This window comes from uncultured Friedmanniella sp. (assembly GCF_964244005.1).
Lineage (GTDB): Bacteria > Actinomycetota > Actinomycetes > Propionibacteriales > Propionibacteriaceae > Microlunatus.
This window is the reverse complement of the sequence record NZ_CAXTHG010000014.1, coordinates 33,491-59,834: the sequence shown is the minus strand read 5'-3', so window position 1 is coordinate 59,834 and position 26,344 is coordinate 33,491. Positions and strand designations below refer to the sequence as shown.

The 26,344-nt window shown below is 71.7% G+C and carries 26 protein-coding genes; 19 read left to right on the top strand and 7 right to left on the bottom strand.

The genetic code is table 11. The features are described 5' to 3' along the window. Window positions 1–16: 16 nt before the first annotated feature. From ACFE76_RS10810 to ybaK, 4 genes are all read left to right on the top strand, one after another. Window positions 17–775 carry a DUF554 domain-containing protein gene (locus ACFE76_RS10810; RefSeq protein WP_375431762.1) on the top strand — a complete coding sequence of 253 codons (759 nt, stop codon included), beginning with the start codon at window positions 17–19 and terminating at the stop codon, window positions 773–775. Next, window positions 772–1,470: an AzlC family ABC transporter permease gene (locus tag ACFE76_RS10805; protein ID WP_375431761.1), complete on the top strand. Its 699-nt coding sequence runs from the start codon at window positions 772–774 to the stop codon at window positions 1,468–1,470. The genes ACFE76_RS10810 and ACFE76_RS10805 overlap by 4 nt, the downstream gene beginning before the upstream one ends. After that, window positions 1,467–1,778 (top strand): AzlD domain-containing protein, encoded by a 312-nt coding sequence (locus ACFE76_RS10800; protein WP_375431760.1) that lies wholly within the window; start codon window positions 1,467–1,469, stop codon window positions 1,776–1,778. The genes ACFE76_RS10805 and ACFE76_RS10800 overlap by 4 nt, the downstream gene beginning before the upstream one ends. Before the next feature lie 107 nt (window positions 1,779–1,885). Continuing rightward, the gene (gene ybaK / locus ACFE76_RS10795; protein ID WP_375431759.1) at window positions 1,886–2,368 is read left to right on the top strand and encodes a Cys-tRNA(Pro) deacylase; all 483 of its coding nucleotides are present in this window, start codon (window positions 1,886–1,888) and stop codon (window positions 2,366–2,368) included. A gap of 153 nt (window positions 2,369–2,521) precedes the next feature. On the opposite strand, the gene ACFE76_RS10790 is transcribed toward ybaK, so the two are convergent. Next, window positions 2,522–3,049, bottom strand: coding sequence for a hypothetical protein (locus tag ACFE76_RS10790; protein WP_375431758.1), 528 nt, complete (start codon window positions 3,047–3,049; stop codon window positions 2,522–2,524). Window positions 3,050–3,128: 79 nt separating this feature from the next. Then, the gene (gene dnaE / locus ACFE76_RS10785; RefSeq protein WP_375431757.1) at window positions 3,129–6,710 is read right to left on the bottom strand and encodes a DNA polymerase III subunit alpha; all 3,582 of its coding nucleotides are present in this window, start codon (window positions 6,708–6,710) and stop codon (window positions 3,129–3,131) included. 111 nt (window positions 6,711–6,821) lie between these two features. Between dnaE and ACFE76_RS10780 the strand changes: the two genes are divergently transcribed. From ACFE76_RS10780 to ACFE76_RS10765, 4 genes are all read left to right on the top strand, one after another. Next, entirely contained in the window at window positions 6,822–7,556 is a 735-nt protein-coding gene (locus tag ACFE76_RS10780; protein ID WP_375431756.1) for a type 1 glutamine amidotransferase, read from the top strand. A gap of 48 nt (window positions 7,557–7,604) precedes the next feature. After that, a complete protein-coding gene (locus ACFE76_RS10775) occupies window positions 7,605–8,972 on the top strand; it encodes an alkaline phosphatase family protein (protein WP_375431755.1) in 1,368 nt (455 codons plus the stop codon). 64 nt (window positions 8,973–9,036) lie between these two features. Then, entirely contained in the window at window positions 9,037–10,239 is a 1,203-nt protein-coding gene (locus ACFE76_RS10770) for an MFS transporter (RefSeq protein WP_375431754.1), read from the top strand. Then, the gene (locus tag ACFE76_RS10765; RefSeq protein ID WP_375431753.1) at window positions 10,236–11,204 is read left to right on the top strand and encodes a hypothetical protein; all 969 of its coding nucleotides are present in this window, start codon (window positions 10,236–10,238) and stop codon (window positions 11,202–11,204) included. Before ACFE76_RS10770 ends, ACFE76_RS10765 begins: the two co-directional genes overlap by 4 nt. Before the next feature lie 6 nt (window positions 11,205–11,210). Here ACFE76_RS10765 and ACFE76_RS10760 read toward each other — a convergent pair whose 3' ends face one another. Continuing rightward, window positions 11,211–12,635: a YcaO-like family protein gene (locus tag ACFE76_RS10760; RefSeq protein WP_375431752.1), complete on the bottom strand. Its 1,425-nt coding sequence runs from the start codon at window positions 12,633–12,635 to the stop codon at window positions 11,211–11,213. Between the two features lie 164 nt (window positions 12,636–12,799). Here ACFE76_RS10760 and ACFE76_RS10755 point away from each other — a divergent pair, with 164 nt between their 5' ends. Further along, window positions 12,800–12,979, top strand: coding sequence for a hypothetical protein (locus ACFE76_RS10755; RefSeq protein ID WP_375431751.1), 180 nt, complete (start codon window positions 12,800–12,802; stop codon window positions 12,977–12,979). A gap of 17 nt (window positions 12,980–12,996) precedes the next feature. On the opposite strand, the gene ACFE76_RS10750 is transcribed toward ACFE76_RS10755, so the two are convergent. Next, window positions 12,997–14,490, bottom strand: a complete 1,494-nt coding sequence (locus tag ACFE76_RS10750; RefSeq protein ID WP_375431750.1) for a DUF222 domain-containing protein — start codon at window positions 14,488–14,490, stop codon at window positions 12,997–12,999. Window positions 14,491–14,608: 118 nt separating this feature from the next. Here ACFE76_RS10750 and ACFE76_RS10745 point away from each other — a divergent pair, with 118 nt between their 5' ends. From ACFE76_RS10745 to ACFE76_RS10720, 6 genes are all read left to right on the top strand, one after another. Further along, entirely contained in the window at window positions 14,609–15,862 is a 1,254-nt protein-coding gene (locus ACFE76_RS10745) for a sensor histidine kinase (protein WP_375431749.1), read from the top strand. Beyond that, window positions 15,859–16,533 (top strand): response regulator, encoded by a 675-nt coding sequence (locus ACFE76_RS10740; RefSeq protein WP_375431748.1) that lies wholly within the window; start codon window positions 15,859–15,861, stop codon window positions 16,531–16,533. The genes ACFE76_RS10745 and ACFE76_RS10740 overlap by 4 nt, the downstream gene beginning before the upstream one ends. A 75-nt stretch (window positions 16,534–16,608) precedes the next feature. Further along, entirely contained in the window at window positions 16,609–17,109 is a 501-nt protein-coding gene (locus ACFE76_RS10735) for a hypothetical protein (RefSeq protein ID WP_375431747.1), read from the top strand. Next, window positions 17,106–17,606, top strand: a complete 501-nt coding sequence (locus ACFE76_RS10730) for a hypothetical protein (RefSeq protein WP_375431746.1) — start codon at window positions 17,106–17,108, stop codon at window positions 17,604–17,606. Before ACFE76_RS10735 ends, ACFE76_RS10730 begins: the two co-directional genes overlap by 4 nt. 5 nt (window positions 17,607–17,611) lie before the next feature. Then, a complete protein-coding gene (locus ACFE76_RS10725; RefSeq protein ID WP_375431745.1) occupies window positions 17,612–18,430 on the top strand; it encodes a hypothetical protein in 819 nt (272 codons plus the stop codon). A 14-nt stretch (window positions 18,431–18,444) separates the two neighbouring features. After that, window positions 18,445–19,008, top strand: coding sequence for a GyrI-like domain-containing protein (locus ACFE76_RS10720; protein WP_375431744.1), 564 nt, complete (start codon window positions 18,445–18,447; stop codon window positions 19,006–19,008). A gap of 19 nt (window positions 19,009–19,027) precedes the next feature. Here the strand turns inward: ACFE76_RS10720 and ACFE76_RS10715 are convergent, their stop codons facing one another. The 3 genes from ACFE76_RS10715 to ACFE76_RS10705 all read right to left on the bottom strand — a co-directional run bounded on the left by ACFE76_RS10715 (window position 19,028) and on the right by ACFE76_RS10705 (window position 21,973). Beyond that, complete coding sequence (locus ACFE76_RS10715) at window positions 19,028–19,747, bottom strand: aspartate/glutamate racemase family protein (RefSeq protein WP_375431743.1); 720 nt, start codon at window positions 19,745–19,747, stop codon at window positions 19,028–19,030. 2 nt (window positions 19,748–19,749) lie between these two features. After that, window positions 19,750–21,297, bottom strand: a complete 1,548-nt coding sequence (locus tag ACFE76_RS10710; RefSeq protein ID WP_375431742.1) for an NCS1 family nucleobase:cation symporter-1 — start codon at window positions 21,295–21,297, stop codon at window positions 19,750–19,752. 148 nt (window positions 21,298–21,445) lie between these two features. After that, on the bottom strand, window positions 21,446–21,973 hold the full coding sequence (locus ACFE76_RS10705) for a DUF1697 domain-containing protein (protein WP_375431741.1): 528 nt from the start codon (window positions 21,971–21,973) through the stop codon (window positions 21,446–21,448). Window positions 21,974–22,244: 271 nt separating this feature from the next. Between ACFE76_RS10705 and cobA the strand changes: the two genes are divergently transcribed. The 4 genes from cobA to ACFE76_RS10685 are packed head-to-tail and all read left to right on the top strand — an operon-like array spanning window position 22,245 to window position 26,343. Continuing rightward, window positions 22,245–23,351, top strand: coding sequence for a uroporphyrinogen-III C-methyltransferase (gene cobA, locus ACFE76_RS10700; RefSeq protein WP_375431740.1), 1,107 nt, complete (start codon window positions 22,245–22,247; stop codon window positions 23,349–23,351). Continuing rightward, window positions 23,348–24,481, top strand: coding sequence for a uroporphyrinogen-III synthase (locus ACFE76_RS10695; protein ID WP_375431739.1), 1,134 nt, complete (start codon window positions 23,348–23,350; stop codon window positions 24,479–24,481). Before cobA ends, ACFE76_RS10695 begins: the two co-directional genes overlap by 4 nt. A gap of 57 nt (window positions 24,482–24,538) precedes the next feature. Then, a complete protein-coding gene (locus tag ACFE76_RS10690) occupies window positions 24,539–25,543 on the top strand; it encodes an ATP-binding cassette domain-containing protein (protein WP_375431738.1) in 1,005 nt (334 codons plus the stop codon). Beyond that, window positions 25,540–26,343 (top strand): ABC transporter permease, encoded by an 804-nt coding sequence (locus tag ACFE76_RS10685; RefSeq protein ID WP_375431737.1) that lies wholly within the window; start codon window positions 25,540–25,542, stop codon window positions 26,341–26,343. The genes ACFE76_RS10690 and ACFE76_RS10685 overlap by 4 nt, the downstream gene beginning before the upstream one ends. Window position 26,344: the final 1 nt, after the last annotated feature.

Here is a 26,344-nt window from a genome sequence, read left to right as displayed (position 1 = left end):
GGTAGGGTCGGCCACCATGACGTTCCCCGGGCTGGGCACGGCCGTCAACGTGGCCACGGTGCTCGCCGGCTCGGGGGTCGGCCTGCTGCTCGGCCACCGGCTGCCCCAGCGGACGCGCGACACCGTCACCGACGGGCTCGGTCTGGTGACCCTGCTGATCGGGGCGCTCGCGGCGGTCGAGGTGCAGTCGGCCGACCTGGCCGCTGAGGTCGGCTCGTCCGCACCGGTGCTGATCGTGCTCGGCGCCGTCCTGCTCGGCGGGATCGCCGGCTCGCTCGTGGACGTCGAACGCCGGCTCGAGGACCTCGGCGGCTGGTTGCGTCGACTGCTCAGCCGAGGCGGGGCCAGCGCTGGGGAGGCGGGTCGAGAACGTTTCCTGGAGGGTTTCGTCACGGCCTCGCTGGTCTTCTGCGTCGGACCGCTGACCATCCTCGGCTCCCTGTCGGACGGGCTCGGCCGCGGCCCGGAGCAGCTGGTCCTCAAGGCGGTCCTGGACGGCTTCGCCGCGATCGCCTTCGCGGCCTCGCTCGGCGTCGGCGTGATGGTCTCGGCGCTGACCGTCGCGGTCGTCCAGGGTCTGCTCACGGTGGTCGGCTACCTGCTCGGCGACGTCCTGCCGGCGGCCCACCTGGCCGCGATCACCGCGGCTGGCGGGCTGCTGCTCATCGGCGTCGGGCTGCGGTTGCTGCGGATCCGGCAGGTGCCGGTCGGCAACCTGCTGCCTGCGCTGGTCGTGGCGCCGCTGCTGGTGGCGGTGCTCGGGGCGCTGCGGTGACCGTCCCTGTCCCGCTCGACCGGGCAGAACGGCGACCGGTCCTCCGTGCGGCGATCGGCATCGGCCTGTACGCGGCGGCGTTCGGCGCATCCTTCGGGGCGGTGTCGGTCAGCTCGGGCCTGAGCCTGGGCCAGACCATGGTGCTGAGCCTGGTGATGTTCTCCGGCGCGTCCCAGTTCGCCTTCGCCGGGGTGGCCGCGGCGGGCGGGTCGCCGTTCGCGGCGGCGGCGGCTGCGCTGCTGCTCGGCGTCCGGAACGGCTTCTACGGCCTGCCGCTGGCCGAGATCCTGCAGCCCCGCGGGTGGCGACGGCTGGGCACCGCCCACCTCGTCATCGACGAGACGACCGCGATGGCCGTCGGCCAGCCGACCCGGCCGCTGCAGCGCTACGCGTTCTGGACCACCGGGATCATCCTCTGCGTGCTCTGGCAGGTCGGCACCCTCATCGGCTCGCTGGCCGGAGCGGCGATCGACCCGGCCACGTTCGGGCTGGACGCCGCGGCCCCGGCGGTCTACCTGGCGCTGCTCTGGCCCCGGTTGGCCGGGGCGGCGCAGCGGTGGGTCGCCGTGGCCGGTGCGGGGCTGGCGCTGGTGCTCGTGCCGCTGGTTCCCCAAGGAGTCCCGGTGATCGCGGCCGCGAGCGTCGCCGTACTGGCCGGCCTGCTGCCGCGCCGGACCCGGACGCCGGAGCCGTGACCGGCCTCTGGGTCGGGCTGCTGGTGGCGGCGTTGGGCGGCTACCTGCTCAAGCTCGCCGGCCTCTCGCTGCCCGAGTCGGTCCTGAACCGCCCCCGCGTGCAGCGGACCGCCGCCTTTCTGCCGGTGGCCATGCTGTCCGCGCTCGTCGCCGTCCAGCTGTTCGACGGCGGCGGCCACTACGCCCTCGACTGGCGCACCCTCGCCGGCGTTGCCGCGGCCGTGGTCGCCCTGCTGCTCCGCCGCGGCTTCCTGGTCGTCTTCCTGGTGGCCATCGCGGTCACCGCCGGCCTCCGCCTCCTGACCTGACCGAGCTGTCAGACCGTCAGGCTGCCAGAGCACCGTCACGGTCGGACGGGTCGGAGCAGGTAGGCGGCGCCGAGGACGCCGGGGGCCGGGTCTGCTATCACTTTCCCATGGCGCGAGCGAGCGGGGGAACCCCGGCGACGGTGGCGCTGACCCGCGCGGGCGTCGCTTACACGCTGCACCCGTACGCCCACAGCGACGGGGAACGGCACTACGGGGACGAGGCGGCCGCGGCCACCGGGGTCGACCCGCGCCGGATCTTCAAGACGCTGTTGGTCGACGTCGGCGGCGAGCTGGTCGTGGCCGTGGTGCCCGTGGCCGGTTCGCTCGACCTGAAGGCGTTGGCCAGCGTCCTCGGCGCCAAGAAGGCGGCGCTGGCCGACCCGGGCGCGGCGACCCGCAGCACGGGGTACGTGCTGGGCGGCATCTCCCCGATCGGTCAGCGGACCCGGCTGCGGACGGTAGTCGACGCGTCGGCGTCGGACTTCGCCGCCGTCTACGTCTCGGCCGGCAAGCGTGGCCTGCAGCTGGAGCTCGCGCCCGCCGACCTGGTCCGGGTCACCGACGCGGTCACCGCGCAGGTGGCCGGCTGACCCAGCGGGTCCGCTTCTCGCAGCAGAACACCGTGCGCGCCCGGCTCGGCGAGCAGGACCGCTTCCTCGTCTTCTCGGGCCGGCTGGCAGGTCGAGCCCACGGCACGACGCCACCGGCCGCATCAGCCCGCTGCCGTGAACGGGCAGCTCGACTCAGGAGTCGGCGGCTGATCCCCGGTCGCGGTCCAAAGGGGAGCGCCCCGAGGGCCGCGGGTCCTCCTCGTCGCGGCCGAGCGAGGAGCCGAGCAGGATCGGGATCACGGCGAAGAACGGCCAGACCAGCAGCGAGGCCCGCGCCTGCAGGGTCAGCTCGACCGGCACCCGGTCGCCGGGCCGGGCCACCTGCAGCCGGTGGGTGAACTCCCCCGGCCCCAGCTCCTTGCCGACCGCCCAGCACAGCAGCGCGGCGAGCACCGCGGCGGCCGTGCCCACCAGCACCACCGGCCAGCCGACGTCGCGCAGCCGGCGCCAGCTGATGATCCCGAGGGCGAGGCCGACGACCGCGCCGATCACCGCGAACCAGGCGTCCAGGCCGATCATGTCGGCCAGCCCACGCTCGGTGGTGGTGGCCTTGCCGTCGGGACCGATGAGGTACGTCGGCAGATCGGTCACCGCCTCCCACACCACGCCGCCGAGCGCGCCGAGCCCGAGTCCGAGCACCAGCAGGCACGTGCTGGTCACCGCGGTCCGCCGCCTGGGGGGACGCGGCGGCTTCTCGACGGTCTCAGCCGGTTCGGGTGCTACCGCCCCGGACACGACGTCACGACACCAGACACGAAGGACCCAGCAGCGCCTTCAGGTCGGCCATCAACGGCTGGGAGGGCGTGACCCGCAGCTGGGCGTCGAGCTTCATCACCGTCGTCCGTCCCGAGGACTGCAGCCGCAGCCGCACCTCCGTCATCCCCGGGTGGGCGGCCAGCACCGACCGCAGCTGCTGGACCACCGGCTGGGTGCAGCGGACGGCGGGCAACGAGATGACCACCGGCCCGCTCGGCGCGTCGCTGATGTCGGGCAGGGTCAGCTCCTGGGCACTGAGTGAGACGCTGTCGTCGTCGCGCTTGACCCGGCCCTTGACCTTGACCACCACGTCGGTGGCCAGCACGGTCGAGACCAGGTCGTAGGCCTTGGGGAACAGCAGCACCTCCACCGAGGCTTCGAGGTCCTCGACCGTGATCACCGCCCAGATGTCGCCGCGCTTGGTGGTCTTGCGGGTGACGCTGGTGATCATCCCCGCGATCGTCACCATGCCCTCGGCCGGCCCGTCGTCGCCGATCAGCTCGGCGATACCGGTGTCCCGCTCGGCGAGCAGGATGTGCTCGAGCCCCTGCAGCGGGTGGTCGCTGACGTAGAGGCCGAGCATCTCGCGCTCGAACGCGAGCTTGGTCCGCTTGTCCCAGTCGGCCAGGTCCGGCACGCTGCCCGTCAGCACCGGGTCGGTCTCGCCGCCGTCAGGACCTCCCTCACCGAACGACCAGTCGCCGAAGAGGTCGTCCTGGCCGTGGGCCTCGTTCCGCTTCAGGTCCAGCACGCCGTCCACGGCCGACTCGTAGACGCTCATCAGCGCCCGCCGGGTGTGCCCCATCGACTCGAAGGCGCCGGCCTTGATCAGGGACTCGATCACCCGCTTGTTGCAGACCACCAGCGGCACGGCAGCGAGGAAGCCGTGGAAGCTCGCCGCCTTGCCGTGCTCGGTCCGGGCGGCCACGATGCCGTCGACCACGTTCGAGCCGACGTTGCGGATGGCGGTCAGGCCGAACCGGATGTCGGTCCCGACGGGGGTGAAGTTGGCCGCCGACTCGTTGACGTCGGGGGCCAGCACGGAGATCCCCATCCGCCGGCACTCGCCGAGGTAGATGGCCATCTTGTCCTTGTCGTCGCCCACCGAGGTGAGCAGCGCCGCCATGAACTCGGCCGGAAAGTTTGCCTTGAGGTAAGCCGTCCAGTACGAGACCAGCCCGTACGCGGCCGTGTGCGCCTTGTTGAAGGCGTAGTCCGAGAACGGGACCAGGATGTCCCACAGCGCCTTGATCGCCGCGTCGGAGTACCCGCCCGCCCGCATCCCGCCCGAGAACGGCACGAACTCGGCGTCGAGGATCTCCTTCTTCTTCTTGCCCATCGCCCGCCGCAGCAGGTCAGCCTGGCCAAGGGTGTAGCCGGCGACCTTCTGCGCGATCGCCATCACCTGCTCCTGGTAGACGATCAAGCCGTGCGTGGTGCCCAGGATCTCCGCGAGCGGCTCCTCGAGCTCGGGGTGGATCGGGGTGATGTCCTGGCGACCGTTCTTGCGCAGCGCGTAGTTGGTGTGGCTGTCCGCCCCCATCGGCCCGGGCCGGTAGAGCGCCAGCACCGCCGAGATGTCCTCGAAGTTGTCCGGTCGCATCAGCCGCAGCAGCGAGCGCATCGGCCCGCCGTCGAGCTGGAACACCCCGAGCGTGTCGCCGCGGCCGAGCAGCGCGTAGGAGGCCGGGTCGTCCAGCTCCAGGTCCTCCAGCACCAGGTCGAAGCCGCGGTTCAGGGTGATGTTGGCCACCGCGTCGTCGAGGACGGTGAGGTTGCGCAGCCCCAGGAAGTCCATCTTGATCAGCCCCAACGCCTCGCACGTCGGGTAGTCCAGCTGGGTGATGATCGCGCCGTCCTGCTCGCGGCGCATGATCGGGATGATGTCGATCAGCGGCTCGCTCGACATGATCACCCCGGCCGCGTGCACGCCCCACTGGCGCTTCAGGCCCTCCAGACCGCGGGCGGTGTCGACCACCTTGGCCACGTCGGTGTCGTTCTCGTACAGCGCGCGGAACTCACCGCCCTCGCCGTAGCGGGGGTGCTCACGGTCGAAGAGCTTGGCCAGCGGCACGTCCTTGCCCATCACCGGCGGCGGCATCGCCTTGGTGATCCGCTCCCCGACCCCGAACGGGTAGCCGAGCACCCGGGAGGCGTCCTTGACCGCCTGCTTGGCCTTGATCGTGCCGTACGTGACGATCTGGCTGACCCGGTCGTCGCCGTACTTCTCGGTGACGTAGCGGATCACCTCACCACGCCGACGCTCGTCGAAGTCGATGTCGAAGTCGGGCATCGAGACCCGGTCGGGGTTCAGGAAGCGCTCGAAGATCAGGCCGTGCTTGAGCGGGTCGAGGTCGGTGATCCGCATCGCGTACGCGGCCATCGACCCGGCGCCCGAGCCGCGGCCCGGGCCGACCCGGATGCCGTTCTCCTTGGCCCAGTTGATGAAGTCGGCGACGACGAGGAAGTAGCCGGCGAAGCCCATCGAGAGGATGACGCCGGTCTCGAACTCGGCCTGCTTGCGGCTCGCGTCGGGCACCCCGCCGGGGTAGCGCCGGCGCAGTCCCGCCTCGACCTCACGCACGAACCACGACGACTCGTCCTCCCCGGGCGGGCAGGGGTAGCGCGGCATGTACGTGCCGCTGCCCTCGGTGAAGGAGATGTCGCAGCGCTCGGCGATGGCCAGGGTGTTGTCGCAGGCCTCAGGCAGCTCGGCGAAGAGCGCCCGCATCTCCGCCGGTGACTTCAGGTAGTAGCTGTCACCGTCGAGCCTGAAGCGGTTCGTGTCGGCCATCGTCGACCCGGTCTGCACGCAGAGCAGCACCTCGTGCGCCGCCGCGTCGGCCTGGGAGGCGTAGTGCAGGTCGTTGGTCGCGACCAACGGCAGGTGCAGGTCTTTCGCGATCTTCAGCAGGTCGGCGCGGACCCGGGTCTCGATGCTGAGGCCGTGGTCCATCAGCTCGACGTAGTAGTTGCCGGCCCCGAACAGGTCCCGGAACTCCGCCGCACTGGCTCGCGCCTCGTCGTACTTGCCCAGCCGCAGGTAGGTCTGCACCTCACCCGAGGGGCAGCCGGTGGTCGCGATCAGGCCCTTGCCGTAGGTCTGGAGCAGCTCGCGGTCCGCGCGGGGCTTGTAGAAGTAGCCCTCGAGGGAGCTCCTCGAGCTCAACCGGAACAGGTTGTGCATGCCCTCGTTCGTCTCCGACCAGAGCGTCATGTGGGTGAACGCGCCGCCGCCGGAGACGTCGTCGCCGCTCGAGCCGGCCACCTTGGCGCCGTTGCCGGCATCGCCCCACCGGACCCGCTTCCGCTCGCTGCGGTGGGTCTTGGGCGTGACGTAGGACTCCAGCCCGATGATCGGCTTGACGCCGGCCTTCTTGGCCTTGGCGTAGAAGTCGTAGGCGCCGAACAGGTTGCCGTGGTCGGTCATCGCCAGGGCCGGCATACCCATCTCAGCCGCACCCTCGAAGAGGTCGGCCACCCGAGCCGCCCCGTCGAGCATCGAGTACTCCGAGTGCACGTGCAGGTGGACAAAATCGCCACGACCGGAGGAACTGTCCGACACCAAAACCTGATCCCTCCACTCGCCACCCAGCAAGCGCCTCGGCGTCTGCAAGGTAAAACAGTAGCCGCTCAGTCCGACACTTCCGAGGTGGCGCGCGAGCGGAGGAGAACGATGACGAGTGTGGACCCGCCCTGCGTTGCGGTGATCCAGCACACCGCCGACTGCCCGCCCGGACGGGTCGGTGAGTGGCTGGTCGAGGCGGGCTGCGTGCTCGAGGTCTTCGCCTGCCACACGGGTGAGGAGCCGCCGTTCTCACTCGACCCGTACGCGGGACTGCTGGTGCTCGGGGGCGGGATGGGGGCGCTGGACGACGCCGCGTACCCGTGGCTGACCCCGACCAAGCAGCTGCTCGCCCGGGCGGTGGCCGACGGCGTCCCCACCCTCGCGATCTGCCTCGGGCTGCAGCTGCTCGCGGTCGCGGCGGGCGGCCGGGTGGCCCGCTCGGCCACCGGACCGCAGCTCGGCGTGCACCCGGTCAGCCGGACCGCCGCGTCGGTCGCGGACCCCCTGCTGGCCGGCCTGGACCTCACCGCCGCCGTGCACTGGAACTTCGACCTGGTGACCGAGCTGCCGCCGGGCGCGGTGGTGCTGACCACCTCGGGCGGCACCACCCAGGCGCTCCGGCTGGGCCACTGCGCCTGGGGCGTGCAGTTCCATCCCGAGGTCGACCCCGAGACCCTCGGCACCTGGGCCGACGCCGACGCCGCGGCCGGTCTGATCGACCCCGAGGTCGGGGCGGAGCGGGTCGCGGAGGTGGCGGTCCACGACGCCGAGCTGATCCCGGTCTGGCGAGGGCTCACCCACCAGTTCGTCGAGGTTTTGACCGGCTCTCGCGAGGTTGCGTAGGGTTTGGACCTCCACCCGAGGCGGGGGCCCGACCTGGGAGCAGCTGAGATGACCGAGTTCGCGGAGTCCCGACCCGTACGGGCGCGCCCGTCGGTCCTGCGCCGCCTCGGTGTCGGCCTCGGACTGTGCGTGATGCTGGCTGGTGCGGTGAGCACGAGCGACGCCGGCGCGGCGGCCCCGGTGGCGGCAGTCACGGCGGCGAAGGCCACCAGCGGCGTGCCCCGGCCCGACCACACCGTGGTCGTGGTGCTGGAGAACAAGAACCGGCACAGCGTGATCGGCAGCAGCAAGGCCCCGTACCTGAACGCCCTGGCCAAGCGCGGCGCCAACATGAGCCAGTCCTACGGCGTCACCCACCCCAGCCAGGGCAACTACGTGGCGCTGTTCTCGGGCAGCCAGCACGGGGTGACCAACGACGACTGTCCGATGAAGCTCGGCGCCAAGGCCAACCTGGCCCGCCAGCTGACCGACGCCGGGCTGACCTTCACCGGCTACTCCGAGTCGCTGCCCTCGGCCGGCTACACCGGCTGCAAGAGCGGCAAGTACCGGCGCAAGCACAACCCGTGGGTCGACTTCTCCACCACCACGGTCGCGCAGAACCAGCCGCTGACGACGATGCCGAAGGACTACGCCAAGCTGCCGACCGTCAGCTTCATCACCCCCAACATGTGCCACGACATGCACGACTGCTCGGTGAAGACCGGCGACGCGTGGCTGAAGAAGAACCTGGACGGCTACGCGCGCTGGGCGAAGACCCACAACAGCCTGCTGGTGGTGACCTTCGACGAGAACGCCGGCGGCACGGTCAACCAGATCACGACCCTGCTGGTGGGTGAGCAGGTGCGCCTCGGCACCTACGGGGAGTGGATGAACCACTACACGCTACTGCGGACCATCGAGGACGCGTACGGGCTGCCCCCGATCGGCCACGCCGCCAACGCCACCCCGCTGCGCACCATCTGGACCACCTCACCGAAGGCCACCACCGGGCTCAGCAACGGCGGCTTCGAGTCCACGCTGAGCCGCTGGGCCACCTCGGGCACCACGGCGTCCTCGACGTACCACCACCAGGGCCGCCGCTCCGCCCTGGCCGGTGCGACCGCCGCGACCACGGGCGACTCGATCGTCAGCCAGACCGTGACCGTGCCGAGTGGCAAGCACACCCTGAGCGTGTGGTGGTCCGGCCGGTGCTCGGACAAGAAGTCGAAGGCCTGGGCGACCATCCTGGTCCGGCGCAACACCTCGTCCAAGACCTCCACCCTGCTGCCGCGTACCTGTGTGACCAAGGGGAAGTGGAAGAAAGTGAAGATGAAGGTGACGCCGGGCCACTCCTACACCGTCTCGTTGGTCAACCACGACGACGGCCGGGCCTCGACGCCGAACCGGACCTACTTCGACCACGTCCGGCTGAGCTGAGTCAGCGCTGTATCTCGCTGAGGGGGTCAGGAGCGCCCGGCTGAGTGGTGGCACCTTGCGCCGGGTGGCGGGCGGCAACGTCCTCGCCCTCGGGGTCGTGAGCCTGTTCACCGACATCTCCGCGGAGATGGTCAGCGCCGTGCTGCCGGCCTACCTCGTCCTCGGCCTGCACCTGAGCGTGGCCCAGTACGGCGTCCTCGACGGCCTCTACACCGGGGCGACGGCGCTGACCCGGCTGCTCGGCGGCTACCTGGCCGACCGCTTCTCCCGCCGCAAGCTCGTCGCCCTGGTCGGGTACGGGCTGTCCGCGGTCGCCAAGATCGGCCTGCTCGGCACCGCGAACGTCCCCTCGGCCGTCGGTGCGGTGATCGTCGTCGACCGGACCGGCAAGGGCGTCCGGACGGCCCCGCGCGACGCCCTGATCGCCTCGTCGGTGGCCGAGGCCGACCTCGGCAGCGCGTTCGGGGTGCACCGGGCGATGGACAGCGTCGGCGCCTTCCTCGGTCCGCTCGCCGCCCTCGCCCTGCTGCTGCTGGCCGGGTCGCAGGGCTACAGCTCGGTCTTCGTGGGCAGTCTCGCCGCCGCCTTGATCGGGCTGCTCGTACTGGCCCTCTTCGTCCGCGAGGCGGACCCGCTGGGGTCCCCGATCTCGCTGGGCTCGGCGAAGGGGCCACGACCGCAGCGTCCAACGGCCCAGCGCGCCCGCGACCTGCTGCGGGCCGGGAGGTTCCGTCGGCTGTGCGGGGTGGCGGCCCTGCTCGGGCTGGCCACGGTGGGCGACGGGTTCGTCTACCTGGTGCTGGCCGACCGTGACGACCTGCCCGTCCGCGCGTTCCCGCTGCTCGCGGTGGGCACCAGCCTGGCGTTCCTGCTGCTGGCCGTGCCGCTCGGCCGGGCCGCGGACCGGCTCGGCCGCTGGCCGGTGGTGGTCGCCGGGTACGGCTGCCTGCTCGCGGTCTACCTGCTGCTCGCCGCCGGGACCGGGCCGGTCTGGCTGATCCTGGCCCTGTACGGCGCCTTCTACGCCGCGACCGACGGCGTGCTCGTCGCGCTCGCCGTGCCGCTGATCCCGGAGGCGCTGCGGACCACCGGGCTGGCCCTGCTGTCGACCGGGCAGGCCCTGGCGTACGTCGCTTCGTCGGTGGTCTTCGGGCTGCTCTGGCAGGGCGTCGGTGTCCAGACCGCCTGCCTGGCCGCGGCAGCGGTCGCGGCCCTGCTGCTGCCGCTGTGCGCCGGCTTGCTGCGAAGTCCGAGGCGCGTGCGGTGAACGCGCTCACCACCCGGGCCAAGGTGGGCATCACCGTCCTGACCGCCCTGCTGCTCGCCTCCGTCGCGGTGGTCTGGGCTCTGACCCGCCCTGACCCTCAGGTGGAGGTCGACCCCACGGTGAGCCTCCGGAGCCCGGGGATGCTGGTCCGCGACACCACGACCGGCCGGCTGGCGCTGGTCCGTGCGGACGGGTCGCGGGCGCAGACCGCCGCCACCTGCGCGCGGGTCTACGCCGCCGGTGGCCGTGCCGTCTGCCTGCGACCGGACGAGGCCTCGCCGGGCACGTTCGTGCTGGACGTGCTGGCCTCGGACCTGTCGGTGGAGCGGACCCTGCCGGTGAACGGGGTGCCGACCCGCGCCCGGCTGTCGGCCGATGGCCGAATGGTGGCCTGGACCATGTTCGTCTCCGGCGACTCCTACACCAGCGCCGGCTTCTCCACCCGCTCGGGTCTGCTCGACCTGGCTACCGGGGTGCTGACCTCCAGCCTCGAGGACTTCCGGCTCGTCGACGCCGCCGGCAAGGGCGGGAAACCACCGACAGACGCCAACTTCTGGGGCGTCAGCTTCGCCGCCGACGACAACACCTTCTACGCCACGATGGCCACCGGCAAGCACTTCTACCTGGTGCAGGGTGACGCGGCCGCGGAGACGGTGTCGGTGATCGGCGACGGCATCGAGTGCCCCTCGCTCTCCCCCGACGGCACCCGGCTGGTCTACAAGCGACGGCTGCCCGACTCCACCTGGCGGCTCGAGGTCTACGACCTCGGCAGCACCCGCCGGACCCCCCTGGCCGAGACCGCCGACGTGGACGACCAGGGTGTCTGGCTGGACGACCACACCATCGGCTACGGCCGGCTCGACCCGGCGAACGGCCGGGTCAGCGTCTGGTCAGTGCCTGCCGACGGCTCCGGCTCACCCGTCGAGCTCGCCGACGGGGCCGAGTCGCCGTCGGCGCCCACCTGAACGACCTCAGCGGTCCGGCAGCGTGACGGTGTGCCGGACCGGTTCGCGATAGAGCGGGTACAGCGGTCCGACGACGCGGTCGGCGGCGGCGTAGGAGTACCAGACCGGGCCGCCGAGACGCTCCTCGGCGGCCTCGGTCAGGACCACCCGGTCGGGATGGGTGTCGCTCGGCCCGTCCTGGCGCCGCACCAGGTCCAGGTCGGTGGCCAGCAGGTCGGCGGCGTTCGCCTCACCGATCCGGCCGTAGGACAACGTCTCCACCTCCAGCCCGGGAACGACGACCTTGGCGACGGAGACCGCCCCCTGGGTGATCGTCGCGGCGAGCACGTCGTGGTCGGCCAGCCCAGCCAGCAGCTGGTTGAGCAGCTCGGCGCTGCTGCCGGGATTCGGCGCCCCGGTGGTGATGGCCTCGTAAGAGACCGTCCGGCTGCGGTCGGGCGCGGTCAGCTCGCGGAGCTCGTCGGTGCCGAGGTCGCGCCAGGCCCGCATCGCGGCGGTGGCCCGCGCCTCGCCCGGCCCGTTGAGCGCGGCCCAGTACTGCTCGGGCAGCAGCGGTCGGGAGTGGTCGGCGGGGCCGAACATGAAGGTCTTGCGCGCGCGGGAGTTGGCGTACTCAAGGATGGCCTTGGTCAGGCTGACCTCGGCCGAGGGGTGGGCGGCCTCGCCGCAGGCCGTCACCTGGATCTTGGAGCCCGGAGCTAGGTCAACGCCCATCACGTAGGTTGAACAGACCCCGAGCTCGGTCCGGGCGTGCTTGAGCACCAGCTCGACGCCGGCGGCCTCGACCCGGGCCACCAGCTCCTGCACGGCGGTCGGCAGCCCGGCCCGCTCGATCTCGGGCGAGCGCCGGTCCAGCGCTCGGAAGCGTAAGCCGTTGGTGTGCCGCTGCAGGATCTCCAGCAGCGCGTGGGTCAGCGGTCGTCCCGGGTCGAGACCGGCGCCGAGGCCGTTGGTGATGGGCGGGACGAGCGGGGTGTAGCCGGTGGGCAGCTCGCTGGACTCGCTGACCACCAGGTCGACCGGCACCCACACCTCGTCGCCGGTCCGCAGCCGCGTCAAGGGAACCCAGGTACGGGGCATCGTCTCGGCGTACGGCGACCCGGCCGGCAGGCAGAGCGAGCGCGGGTCGGCGACCCGGTCCGCGCCCTCGGCCGCCAGCAGCTCGGCGTACGAGGCCCTCCGCGCCCGTGGTCGTAACCCGTCCACCGCCTGGGCCGCCAGCACCCCCTCGGCCAGCTCACCCAGCCCGCTCAGGTGCGCCGCCTCGGCGTCGGCGCCGTACCCGTTGCCGTGAGCGACGACGTGCCCGTCCGCGAGCAGGGAGCAGCTGGTGACCGGTATCCCGAGCCGGTCCAGGGCGGAGATGTCGGCGTCGACGACCTCACCGGAACGGCTGAGCACGTCGGTGTAGGCGGTCAGTGCAGTAGCCACCCCGCGACTCTAGGCGCTACGACTTCTGCCCGGCCGATCCGCCGAAGACGTTCCCGCGGGAACGCGTGTCCGCTTGCCTCCGCCGTCCCCCGACGACGTGCTGAAGATGGACCTCCGACACGCCGACGGTTGGTGTCGTCTGCCAGCACGTGGTTCGGAGGGCTGTGTCCGCTACCGACATCGAGCGTTGGAACCGCATCGCCGGTTCAGTCGTCATCGCGCACATGCTCTCGATGGACGTCCCCGTGCTGGACACGCTCCTCGTCGGCATCAGCCGTCTCCTGCCCGCCACCCTGCCCAGCACCCGGCCGACCTGGTTCCGACACCGGAGCCGTGGTCTGTGAACGTCTGGCCCGGCAGATCAGGCGGCCGCCGCCTGCGGTTGGGCCGCCGTCTCGGCCGGTTCAGGGAGGCGCAAGCCGAAGAGGGCGTGCACGGTGGCGTGGAGGTCGAAGCGTTCGCCGGCCCAGCCGGGCCGGATGGTCCGGGCGTCGGGGTGGTCCAGACCGTTCACGCCGGCGAGCTGGGTGGCTTGTTCGTGCTGTCGGCGCTGTAGCTGGGCAGTCAGGGTCGCCGGCAGCCTCTCGGCGGTGTACCAGGGACGGTGGGCGGTGCCGTCGGGCATCCGGAACTCCCACGGCCGCGCTTCACCGTCTGCGCGTCGGGCGACGGTGATCCCGCCTTCGTGGACGCACGTCTGGTGGAACTGGCAGAGCAGGATCAGGTTGTCCAGGTCGGTGGGGCCGCCGTCGGCCCAGGAGATCCGGTGGTGGGCCTGAAGGTGCCGGGTCTGGGCGCAGCCGTCGAACTGGCACATCCGGTCCCGGATCATCAGCGCCCGGCGCTGGGCTTTCGACACCAGCCGGCGGGTCCGGCCGAGGGCCAGGACGTCGCCGTGCCGGTCGACGAGGGCACCGAGCAGGGTCGCGTCACAGGCCAACCGGCGGGCGGTCTCCGGTTCCACCGGACCCACCCCTTCGACGTGGCAGACCGCCTGCCGACCCGATCCCTCAGCCTCGGCCGGGACCGAAAACGTTCCCGCGGGAACGTTTTCCTCCTCGGTCGGAGCGAGCTGGGTGCCGAGCTGGTCGGCGGCGACGTGGACGACGACCAGAGTCCGGTCCTCCCCGGACTGGTCGGTCGGCGCGCTGTGGACAAACCTCCGCGCGACGTCCAGCAGCGCGTCGGCGTTCGTGTAGCGGGGTTGGGTGTCCACCTGGCCGCCGTGCTGCTCGGCGTCGCTGTTGACATCGGGGCTGGGGGCGGCCGGCGGGGCGCCGTACTGGTCCTTTGCTGCCGTCAGCGCGGCCTGGACCACCGCGGCTTCCTCGGCGGGGAGCCGGGCGGTCAGCTCGACCATGCCATCGTCACGGCTCCGCCAGCGGACCGTCCGCTTCACCTCCGCCGGCAGCCGCATCCCGTCGGCGGTGCGGTAGCCGGCGATGCTGCGGGCCAGCTGCGACGCGGTCGCGGTCAACGCGAGGGTGCACAGCTCGGCCTCGGCGACGACGTCGACGACCCGGGTGATCTCCCGGACCTTGGCGTACGACAACCGGCCGTCCGCGAACGCCGCCTGGACGGTCGGCATCCGCCGCAAGGCTCGGGCGACCCGGACGTGCTCCCGCGCGGTTCCCGGGGACATCGAACACATCCAGGACAGCCAGTGCGCCAACGACTTCACCCCCGACCACCAGCGAACGGCGCCGACCGCGTCGAACTCCCCGACCAGCTCCAACAGCTGGGACTGCGACCGCGCCACCATCGCCGCCGCCGCGCAGATCCGACCCGCCAAGACCTCTGCGACCGCCCGCTCCTCCGCGACTGCTACCTGTTGCGGCGTCGGACCACCCTGCACCTGCGACACCTGTGACACCACCACACCAGCCCCCTTCGAACACCTGTTCTGATGTCGCCGACGCTACCCAGGTGGACTGACAGTTCCGTTGACCGAGACGCCGAAGTAGGGTGCGCCCGTGCGCTCCGACAGCTCCCGTCCGGACCGGCGGGTGACGGCTCTTCCCCGAGCGGCGCAGGTGTCGGACCTGGTCCTGGCCGTGCTGTTGGCCGGCCTGGCCGCGGTGCTGCTCAAGGTGCTGTCGGGTCGGCTGGAGCTCGCGGACTGGCTGTTCGTCCCCCTCGTCGTCCTGCCGCTCGCGCTGCGTCGTTCCCGGCCGCGCGCCAGCGCCGCCTTGATCGGCGCGGCCGCCCTGGTCCAGGCCCTGCTTGGCGTACCGATCGGGTTCCACGACGCGGCGGTGCTGCTCGGGCTGGCCACGCTCGGCGGCTGGACGGACCGGCGCACCGGGCTGGTCGGCCTCGGCGGCGCACTCGTCCTGGTCGCGGTCGGAGTGTGGCGCGAGTGGTGGGGCTACCTCAACGGCCGCCTCGGCCCCGACCTGCCGCTGGCCCAGGCCCTGAGCACGGTGGGCGCGGTGGTCCTGGTCGGCGCCGCGTGGGCGTTCGGCGAACAGGCCCGACGGGCCCGCGAGGGCGACCTGGCCGTCCGCGAACGGGCCGAGCAGCTCGAGCGCGAGCGCAGCCAGCTCGCCGAGCTGAGCGCGGCGGCGGAGCGGACCCGGATCGCCCGCGAGATGCACGACGTCGTCGCCCACGGACTGACGGTGATGATCGTCCAGGCCGACGGCGCCTCCTACGCGCTGCCGCCCGACGCCGACGCCCCCCGGTCGGCCCTGCTCGAGATCGCGCGGACCGGCCGGTCGGCCCTGCAGGAGATGCGTCAGCTGCTCGGGCTGTTGCGGGCCGAGGACACCGAGGCCGCCGGACGAGCCTCGGTCGCTCCCGCCCCCAGCCTGCGGCGGCTCGACGACCTCGTGGCTGAGGCGCGAGCGGCCGGTGCCGAGGTCACGCTCGAGACCGAGGGTGAGCTGGGCGACCTGTCCGACCTCACCTCGCTCACCGCCTACCGGGTGATCCAGGAGGCCCTGACGAACGCCCGGCGGCACGGCGGGCCGCTGGTCACCGTCACCGTGAGCCGGCTCCGCGACGAGCTGGCGGTGACGGTGCAGGACTCCGGCCGGGACCACGCCGACCGGAACGCGGCCGGCCCTCCCGGGGTCGGGCTGACCGGACTGCGGGAGCGCGTCACGGCCACCGGCGGCCGGACCCGGGTCGGTCCCGTCGAGGGTGGTGGCTTTTCCGTCGCCGCCTGGATGCCCGTCTCCGCGGCGGAGCAGGACGCTGAGCCGGGACGCGAAGGCGCCCGATGATCTCGGTCTTCGTGGTCGACGACCAGCAGCTGGTCCGAGCCGGGTTCGCGATGGTGATCGACTCCCAGCCCGACCTGCAGGTGGTCGGCCAGGCCGGCGACGGCGAGGACGCGGTGGCTCAGCTGCGGCACACCCGGTGCGACGTCGTGCTGATGGACGTACGGATGCCGCGGCTGGACGGCGTCGCCGCGACGGAGCGCATCCTGGCCGTCCCGGGCGCGCCGCGCGTGTTGATGCTGACCACCTTCGACCTCGACGAGTACGCCTACCGGGCTCTGCGGGCCGGGGCGTCCGGCTTTCTGCTCAAGGACAGCCCGCCGGCCGACCTGCTCGCCGGCATCCGCAGCGTCGCCCTGGGCGAGACCGTCCTCGCCCCCAGCACCACCCGCCGGCTGGTCGAGCGCTACGGGTCTCAGACGGCGCGCGACCCCGAAGCCGTCCGGGTGGTCGCGTCGCTGACCGAGCGGGAACGCGAGATCCTGACCGCCATCGCGCGCGGCCGGACGAACCCTGAGATCGCCACCGAGCTGTACCTCGCCGAGGCGACCGTGAAGACCCACGTCGGCCGGATCCTGGCTCGCGCCGGCCGCCGGGACCGGGTCGCCCTGGTGATCCTGGCCTACGCGAGCGGACTGGTCGGGTCAGCCTCCGGAGGGGACACCTCCGGCTGAGGTTCCCCCTGCGGGATGACCGCATCGATCCCGTGGGGGGACGTGCCCGGCCGGCCGCCCCGGCACAGTCGAGGTATGACCCCACCACGAGCCGTCTCTCCCGCCCGCCGAGCCGCCCGAGCGGTGCTCGACACCACCCTCCGAGCCGCCGCCCTCCTCGCCGTGGCGGAGGTCGCCCCGATCCTCACCGGGGACACCGACGACGCTCTCGCCGGCGGCCTGATGGCGATGTTCAGCCTGGCCACCGCCGCCCTCGTGGTCGCGCTGCTCGACGGGATCCGTCAGCGCGACCGGCTGCGGCTGTGCCTGCTCTGGGCCGTGGTGGCCTCGGTCGTCAGTCTCTACGAGATCGCCGCCGACCTGTGGCGCTCGACCCACGGTCCGGGCTCCTACCCCAGCCTGGAGATCGCCTGGACGATCGAGCGAGCCGACCTGCTCGGCACGTTCGTGTTTTTCGCGTTGTTCGTCGCGGTCCCCGCCGCGGTCGGGCTCGGGCTCGGAGCCGTGATCCGGATGTGCAGCCGCGCAACGTCACGAAGCCTCGACGCTCACGCGTCCGCTGGGGGCACCCGATGACGCCGGTGAGCTGGGCCCGGCTGGCGCCGGTGGGTCGCTGGGGACGGCTGCTGCTGGTGTTCCCGGCGGCGTGCGCGGTCTTCACGGTGGTGATCCTGATGTACCTCCAGGGCCTCTTCGACCCGGCGACCGCGGTCGAGGCCTGGGCGGACGCGTTGACCCTGGGTGGAGGGTTGTTCATCGTCGTCCTGACGGCGTACAACCTGCTCGGGCCGCTGGCGCTGGCTGCCCTGGTCTCGATCGGCTCCCGGCTGACGCCGCGGGCGATGGGGGTCGTGACCGCCGGCTGCGGCGTCTACACGGCCGCGCTGGGCTACTCGCTGATCGAGATGATCACCGACGAGAGCTCCACCGCCGTCCTGCTGCTGCTCTTCCTCCCGCTCTACCTCGGCGTCCTGCTGCTGCCGTTCGCCGCGGCCGCCGCGCTGGTCCAGCGGTTCCGCAGCCGCGCGGCCGCCCGGGACGGCCGCGCCGGTGGGCCCGTCGTGGTGGACTGAGCCTCGTGGACGCAGAGGCAGCGGCGAGTGAGGGATTCGACGAGCTCGACCCGGACGAGATCGGCGGGTCGACAGCCGGCCTCTCCCGAGCGGTCCTGACCGACGACCAGCGTGACGTCGGCGTGCCGATGCTGCTGCACACCGCGGACACCTTGCCCGGCCCCGAGCACGGTGAGCGGTTCAGCACCGCGGCCTACCTGCACCAGGCCTCGTTGGGCCGGCGGTGGCTGGAGGACGGCGACCCGGGTGAGGAGACCACAGCCCAGCTGCTCAGCCTCAACTTCCACGCCGTGCCGCCGGAGTTCCGACGGACCGCCGAGGAGCGGATCCGCCGGGTGCTCGACCTGGGCGAGGCCTACGACCCGGAGACTGGGACGGACGGGCCACGGGTGATGGTCGCGATCTACGACGGTGACCGCTCGACCGGCCTCTGGGCAGCCGAGCTCTGCCGCCGGCTCGGCGTGCGGGCGTACTACTTCCCGCTCCGGCACACGCTGCTCGAGGCCGGACCGCGGCTGACTGACGACGAGCTCGCCACCGTGGCTGCCGACCACGAGCTGTGCTTCCACACCGCAACCCACCGCGCAGCCGCCGAGGTGACCGAGGACGACCTCGAGGCGGAGGTGGTGGAACCGCTGCACCGGCTCACCCGGGTCGCAGGCCGGTTGCCGCGGCTGGGCGCCTGGCGCGGCGGCGCCCGGTTCGACCCCGGCACCCTTGGGGACCGGACGTTGCGGAACTTCGGCGTGACCCACCTCGTGTCGAACTGGTCGGTCGAGCCGATACCGCCGGCTGCCGGCCTTGACCCTGACACGGTGTCATAGACCAGAACGTCCTCATGATGTCCATCGGAGACTTCGCTCGGCTCGGCCAGGTGTCGGTCCGGATGCTGCGGCACTACGACCGGATCATCGACAAGGAGAACGAGATGTCCGAGACCGAGTACGTCGTCAAGACCCTGCCCACCCGGAGCCTCGCGGCCCGCCGGGCGTCGGTCGAGAGCCAGGCTGAGATCCCCGGTGTCGTCGAACCGCTGTTCGGGGGTGTCGCCGCGGCGATCGGAGCCGCCGGAGGCTGTCCCGAGACCGGGGTGGCTGTCTACGAGATCGACGGCACCTCCCCCGAGGACGGGCTGCGGATCATCGTCGGCTACGACTACGCCGGGGCTCCCGCCCCGGGCTTCGAGGTCGTCGCGCTGCCTGCGGTCGACCAGTGCGTCTGTGCGGTGCACCTCGGCACGATGGAGACGATCGGCGACTCCTGGCAGGCGTTGATCCGCTGGCTGGAGACCCAGGGCTGGTCTCCTGCAGGGCCGGGGCGGGAGGTGTACCTGCGGGCCTGGCCGCCGGAGGACCAGTCCGAGTGGGTGACCGAGCTGCAACAGCCGGTACGCCGGCGTTGACGCAGCAGGAGGCCCTGGCTCAGCGGTACGTCTTGGGCAGGGGTGCCGCGTACTCCGAGCGGGTGCTGGTGCGCAGCCCGAGCTTGATCATCGACTCCACCAGCAGGACGCCCGCGGTCACCCCGTCGATCACCGGGACGCCGACCTGCTCGGACACGTCCGCGCAGAAGTCGGCCATCCCGGCGCAGCCGAGCACGATGCTGTCGGCCTCGTCGTACTCGACGGCCCGGCGGCAGTGGTCGACGACGAGCTTGCGCGCCTCCGACCCCGGTTCGTCGAGCTCGAGCACCGCCACCTCGCAGGCGTAGATGCTGCGGCACTTGCCCGCGTAGCCGTAGCGCTGCACGAGGTGCTCGGCCTGGCCCATCGTCCGGCCGAGGGTGGTCACGATGCTGAACGACCGCCCCAGCATGGTGGCCAGGTGCATCCCCGCCTCGGCGATGCCGACCACCGGCCCGGACGCGAGCTCGCGGCACGCGTCCAGGCCGGGGTCGCCGAAGCAAGCGATCACGTAGCCCGAGATCCCCGCGGCCTCGCCCGCGATGACCTCGCGGAGCAGCCCGGGAACCGCCAGGGCTTCGTCCACGTGACTCTCGATCGACGCGGGACCCGTCGTGTTGGTGACCCCGACCAGCTCGGTGCCGGGGTCGACCAGCGGCAGGGCGCAGGACAGCATCTTCTCGGTCATCGCCACCGTGGTGTTGGGATTGACCACCGCGATCCGCCGCACCGACGTCATGGCTACTGTCCGACCCCGTCGGTGGCCAGCTCGCGGTCGCCCTCGAGGTCGCGGATCCGCGGGTTGCTGCGTTCGAGCAGCCAGAAGGCGAGGAAGCCGAGCCCGCAGCCGATGAACCAGCTGAAGTCACCAGCGTGGGACAGGATCACGTTGCCGGAGCCCTTCCACACGACCCCACCGATCAGCACCACGCTGATGGCCGGGATGCCGCCGATCAGCACCGCGACGACCGCGTTCGGGTTGTAGCCGTTGCGGAACCAGTACCGCGCGGTGGGCTCCATCGTGTACAGCTCGTCGACCCAGACCCGCTGCTTGCTGATCAGGTAGTAGCCGGCGATCAGGATGCCGAACAGCGGGCCGATCAGCGCGCCCAGGATGCCGAGGGTGAACAGGATCCCCTGGTCGCTGCTGTACCAGTTCCACGGCGTGAGCAGCACGGAGCCGATGGCGGCGATCATGCCGCCCATCCGCCAGCTGATCTTCTTCGGGTTGACGTTGGAGAAGTCGAACGCCGGGGAGATGAAGTTGGCGACGATGTTGATGCCGATCGTGGCGATCACGAAGGTCAGACCGCCCAGCAGGATGGCGAAGGCCGAGTCGATCCGCTCCACGGTCTTGATCGGGTCGGTGATCATCTCACCGAAGACCGGCACCGTGGCCGAGGCGGTGACCACGGTCAGGATCGAGAAGAACAAGAAGTTGACCGGCAGCCCGAGCAGGTTGCCCTTGCGGACGGCCGTGAACGAGCGAGCGTAGCGGGAGAAGTCGCCGAAGTTGAGCATCGGCCCGGAGAAGTAGGACACGACCGAGGCGATGGCTGCGATCATCACCGGGATGGACGCCGCGAAGCTCAGCTGCTTGGTGCTCAGGTTGAGGCTGATGTTGCCGATGCCGGCCTTGGCGACGAGGTAGACGCAGAGGGCGATCATGACCACGTACACCGCGGGCCCGGCGAAGTCGATGAACTTGCGGATGGCCTCCATGCCGCGCCAGAAGACAGCCGCCTGGGCGACCCACAAGATGGCGTAGCAGAGGTAGCCGAGCGGCGACAGGCCGAGGAACGTCGTGGACGTCAAGCCGGCTGAGAATCCGGGGAAGAACTTGAGGAAGATGATCATCAGCGACGTCGCGGCCAGGTAGGTCTGGACGCCGTACCAGGCGATCGCGATGCAGCCGCGGATGATCGCCGGGATGTTCGCGCCGCGGACGCCGAAGATGGCCCGGTTGATCACCGGGTACGGCACCCCGCTGACCTGGCTCGGTTTGGCCACCAGGTTGCAGAAGAACATGACGATCAAGATGCCGATCACCAGCGACACCAGCACCTGCCAGCTGGCGATGCCGAGGGAGAACAGCGCCCCGGCTGTCACGTAGCCGCCGACGCTGTGCACGTCGGACATCCAGAAGGCGAAGATGTTGTAGCTCGACCAGGTCTGCTTCTTCAGCGGGGCGAGGTCGGTGTTGGCGAGCCGGTCGTCGTACCCCGGCTTGATCAGTCCGTCGCCGGCCGGATGGCCCGGCTCGTCGACGACGTCGTGGTGTGAACCCACCGACCTAGTGGTGTCAGTCATAGGTATCTCCCGTGGGCGGGCCGCGGCGAAGGGGGAGGGGCGCGGATAGGCCTACGTTAAAGATCTCAACCCTGCTTCAGGTTCCGCTCAGGTAACTGAACAGTGACGTTCTCCGCGGGTGACTGGCTCAGCTGGCGGAGAGCTCGACGAGCTTGGCCACCGTACGCTGGTTGCGCACCGTGGCGCTCACGCCCAGGACGGCCGCGAACTTTGCCGCCAGCTTGCTCATCGCCTGGCCGCGGCCGTAGTGCACGTACACCTCGAGCCCGGCGAAGAGGTACGGCTCGTCGACCGCGGCGAGGGCCGCGACCTTCTCCTCGGCGTCGGCGGCGGCCGGCCCGGCCAGGAACGCGATGGTGACCCGGCTCGGGTCGCACTCAGGGAACGGGTTCGCCGCAAGGGCTCGCTGCAGCTGCTCGGCGGTCCGGACGATCACGTCGGCGTGCAGCCCGAACGTGTCCTCGATCCCCTGTTCCAGCCGGCGACGGACCGTGTCGGCGTCCTCGTCGCTGGTCAGCAGCAGGTTGCCGCTGTTGATGTGGCTGGCCACGTCGGCGTAGCCGAGCCCGGTCGCCAACGCGCGTAACGCCGGCATGGCCACCCGCTTGGCCGTGCCGACGTTGATCCCCCGGAGCAGGGTGACGTAACGGGTCATAGGTGTAGTTTCCGGTGCGGCCTTGGCCACCGGGGTCTCGGGGCATCCTGGCAGGCGCGCGCCTTCTTCCCGGACGAGACCGTCGCGACCGGTCGTGAGTTGTTACGGTCGTCCCACACCCACCTCACGTTGACGCCGACGTCTGGTGCGCGGGAGTTACGTGGGGGAAACCCCGGAGTAACGCCGACTGCATAGATTGCGTCGGGGCGCCGAGCGCCGGGAGGCCCCCAACTCCCGGGACGGCGCCCGAGGACAAGGGTGGTGAGACGCCGTGCAGATCGACGTGGACGTCAGCGGACGCAAGGTCGTCGTGTTCGGCTCCCCGAGCGCCGCCCGCCGCGCGGTCACCCGGTTCGTCCAGTCCGGGGCCCGGGTGACGCTGGTCCTGCCCGGTGCGGTGCCGCCGGCCGAGCAGCGCCAGGACGGCGTACGGTACGCCAGCCAACCCGCCGGTGATGACACCTCCGCGCTGCTCCGGCTCGTCGGACCGGCCTGGTCGGTGGTCGTGGTCGACGTCGATCCTGCGGTCCGCGACCGTCTGGTCGAGCTCTGCGGACGCCTCCGGGTGCTGGTGCAGCGCGAGAGCCCAGCCCCGACCGAGGGCCAGGTCGTCCTCGTCGGCGGCGGGCCGGGCGATCCCGGGCTGCTCACCGTCGAAGCCTGCCGGGCCCTGGGGGAGGCTGACGTCGTCTTCTTCGACCGGCTCGCGCCCACGGCCGCCCTGGCCCAGCTGGCCCCGGGCGCCGAGCTGGTCGACGTGGGTAAGTCCCCCTACCACCACCCGGTCACCCAGCGGTCGATCGAGGAGCTGATGATCGCCCGCGCGCAGGCTGGCCAGTCGGTCGTCCGGCTGAAGGGCGGCGACCCGTTCGTCTTCGGGCGCGGCGGTGAGGAGCTGCTCGCCTGCCTCGCGGCCGGCGTCGACGTCCGGGTCGTGCCTGGCGTCTCCTCCGCGCTCGCCGTCCCCGCCGCCAGCGGCATCCCGGTCACCCACCGCGGCGTGAGCCACGCGGTCACCGTCATCTCCGGGCACGTGCCGCCGCGCGCCGCCGAGCTCGACGCGCTGGTACGGCTCGGGGGCACCATCGTCGTGCTGATGGGGATCGCCACCCTCGAGCAGATCGTGGCCGGCCTCTGCGCGGCCGGGATGGACGCCTCCGTCCCCGCCGCCGTCGTCGAGCGCGGCTACTCCCCCTCCCAACGGAGCACCTTCACCACCGTCGGCCGGCTGCCGGCGGAGGTACGCCGGCTCGACCTCCGCTCACCAGCGGTCGTCGTGATCGGCGAGGTGGTCACGGTGGCCACCTCCGCACCCGGCGCCATCGACCTGGAGGCCGCCGACCCGTTTGCCGACGTCGAAGAAGCGCCCCGGCGGTGACCGTCGGCTCGGGGGCAGTCGCAGGTCGAGCGGACGAGCTGAACGGATTCCGGATCGGGGTGACCTCCGACCGGCGGTCGACGGACCTGATCGCGGCGCTGGAACGCCGGGGAGCGCAGGTGCTGCACGCGCCTGCGCTCAAGATCGCTCCGAACGACTCCGACGGCCCGCTGGTGCGGCAGACCCAAGACCTCATCCTCGCCCGACCCGACGTCGTGCTGGTCACCACCGGCTACGGCATCCAGCGCTGGTTCGAGGTGGCCGACGCCGCCGGGCTGGGCGCCGAGCTGACCGCCGTGCTGGAACAGGCCACGATCTATGCCCGTGGTCCGAAGGCGGTCGCCGCGGTCCGCGCTGCCGGGCTCGAGGACGCCCAGACCACCGAGCTGAACACGACGGCCTCGCTGGTGGACGCCGTCTCGGCCCACGGCCTGACCGGCCGCCGGGTCGCGATCCAGCTGCACGGCTGCACCGACGAGGTGCAGCTGGCCCGGCTGCGTGGGGTCAGCGCCAGCGTCCTCACCGTCACCCCGTACCGCTGGGTGCGGCCGACCTCGGCCGACCGGCTGCTGCGGCTGATCGAGGCGGCGACCCGGCACCACCTCGACGCGGTCGTCTTCACCAGCGCCCCGGGAGCGGTCGCCACGCTCGACGCGGCCGAGGCCGCCGGGCTCGGGCCGGCGTTCGTGGCCGCCCTCCGCAACGAGGTGATGGCCGCCGCCGTCGGGCCCGTGACCGCCGAGCCGTTGCGCATCGCGGGCATCACCCCGGTCGTGCCCGACCGGTACCGTCTCGGGGCGTTGATCCGCGAGATCTGTCAGCAGCTGAGCCACCACCACGTGGAGTCGTTCCGCAGCGGTGACGTGCTGATCGAGCTACGCGGCCGCAGCGTCACCGTCGGCGGCCGGACGGTCGTCCTCGGTCCGAACGCCCTGGCCATCCTGAGGACCCTCGCCCGCTCCGAGGCCGTGGTCTCCCGGGCCGGGCTCAGCTCCGCGCTGCCCGAGGTGCTCGACGACCACGCGCTCGAGGTGGCGATCAGCCGGTTACGCCGGACACTGGACACGCCCGGTCTGATCACCACCGTGGTCCGCCGCGGCTACCGGCTCAACGCGGTCCGCGAGAGCTGAGCCGCTCCACCCGGCTGGGCCGGGAAAGTGTCAGCGGCGTAGGGCAAGATCTGGCGGGTGGCGGACATCACGGTGCGTGGGCTCGGCAAGACCTACGTGGTGCCCGAACGCGAGGGCGGGGTCAAGGCGGCGCTGGCCTCGCTGGCGCACCGGCGCACCCGGAGCGTCCGGGCCGTCGCCGATGTGAGCTTCACGGTCGAGCGCGGGGAGGTCGTCGGCTTCCTCGGTCCGAACGGGGCGGGCAAGACCACGACGCTGAAAATGCTCGCCGGGCTGCTGCACCCGACGGCGGGGACGGCGGACGTCCTCGGCTTCACCCCGTGGCAGCGCGACCGCGACTACCTCGGCCGGATGGCGCTGGTGATGGGCAACCGTAACCAGCTGCAGTGGGACATCCCGGTGCTGGACTCCTACCGGCTCTACCAGGCCATCTTCCGGATCGGGTCGGCCGACTTCACCCGCCGGCTGGCCGAGCTCACCGAGCTGCTCGAGCTCGGCGACCTGCTGCGGGTGCCCGTCCGCAACCTCAGCCTGGGTGAGCGGATGAAGTGCGAGATCGCCGGTTCGCTGCTGCACCACCCCGACGTGCTCTTCCTCGACGAGCCCACCATCGGGCTCGACGTGGCCATGCAGCGTCGGATCAGGTCCTTCGTGGCCGAGTACAACCAGCGGACGGGCGCTGTGGTGATGCTGACCAGCCACTACATGGCCGACGTCGAAGCCCTCTGCCGACGGGTGGTGGTCATCCACCGGGGCCGGCTGCTCTTCGACGGCGAGCTGGCGGCGCTGGTCACCCGTTTCGCCGCCCACAAGCTGCTGGCCGTCGAGGTCGCCGACGGCACCGACCTGGCCGGCGTCGACCTCGCCGCGCTGGTCGACGGGGAGGTCGTGGAGCAGACGTCGACCAGCGCCACGCTCAAGGTGGCGAAGGCGACGGCCCCGGCCGCGGCCGCCCGGCTGCTCGACCGGTTGGCCGTGGTCGACCTCACGATCACCGACCCGCCGATCGAACGGGTGATCGAGGACGTCTTCGCCTCCTCCCCCGCGGAGGAGGTGTCGTGAGTGCGGTGCTGCTCACCTACTACCGCCGCCAGTTCGCCTCCGCGCTCGCCGCCAACCTGGCCTACCGGGGTGCGGTGGCGATCTGGGTGCTGACCAGCATCATCTCGCCGTTGGTCTTCATCGTGGTCTGGCGCACCGTCGCCGGGTCCGGCAGCACCGGCGGCTACGACGCCAACCAGTTCGTCGCGTACTTCCTGGTCATGATGGTCGTGGACCACCTCACCTTCATCTGGCACATGTGGGAGTTCGAGTACCGGATCCGTAACGGTACGTTCTCCCCGCTGCTGCTGCGGCCCGTGCACCCCATCCACCACGACGTCTGCGAGAACGTCAGCTACAAGCTGGTCGGGCTAGTCGGCATCCTGCCCGCCGCGGTGGTGCTCGGCGCGGTCTTCCGGGCCGACCTGTCGGGGACGACCGTCGCCTCGGTGCTCGCCTTCCTGCCCGCCCTGGTGCTCGCGATGGTGCTGCGCTTCGTGGTCGAGTGGTGCGTGGCCCTGGCCGCGTTCTGGCTGACCAAGGTGTCGGCGCTGAACACCGTCTTCTTCTCCCTCTTCACCTTCCTGGGCGGCCAGTTCGCGCCGCTGGCCGTCCTGCCCGGCTGGATGCAGACCCTCGCCTCGTGGACGCCGTTCCCCTGGACGCTCGCGTTCCCGGTCGAGGTGCTGCTCGGTCGACGTCCGGGCGGTGAGCTGCTCCTCGGGTACGGGGCCCAGCTGGTCTGGATCGTGGTCGCGCTGCTCGTGCTGCGCGTGCTCTGGGCACGCGCGACCCGGCGCTACAGCGCGGTCGGGGCCTGAC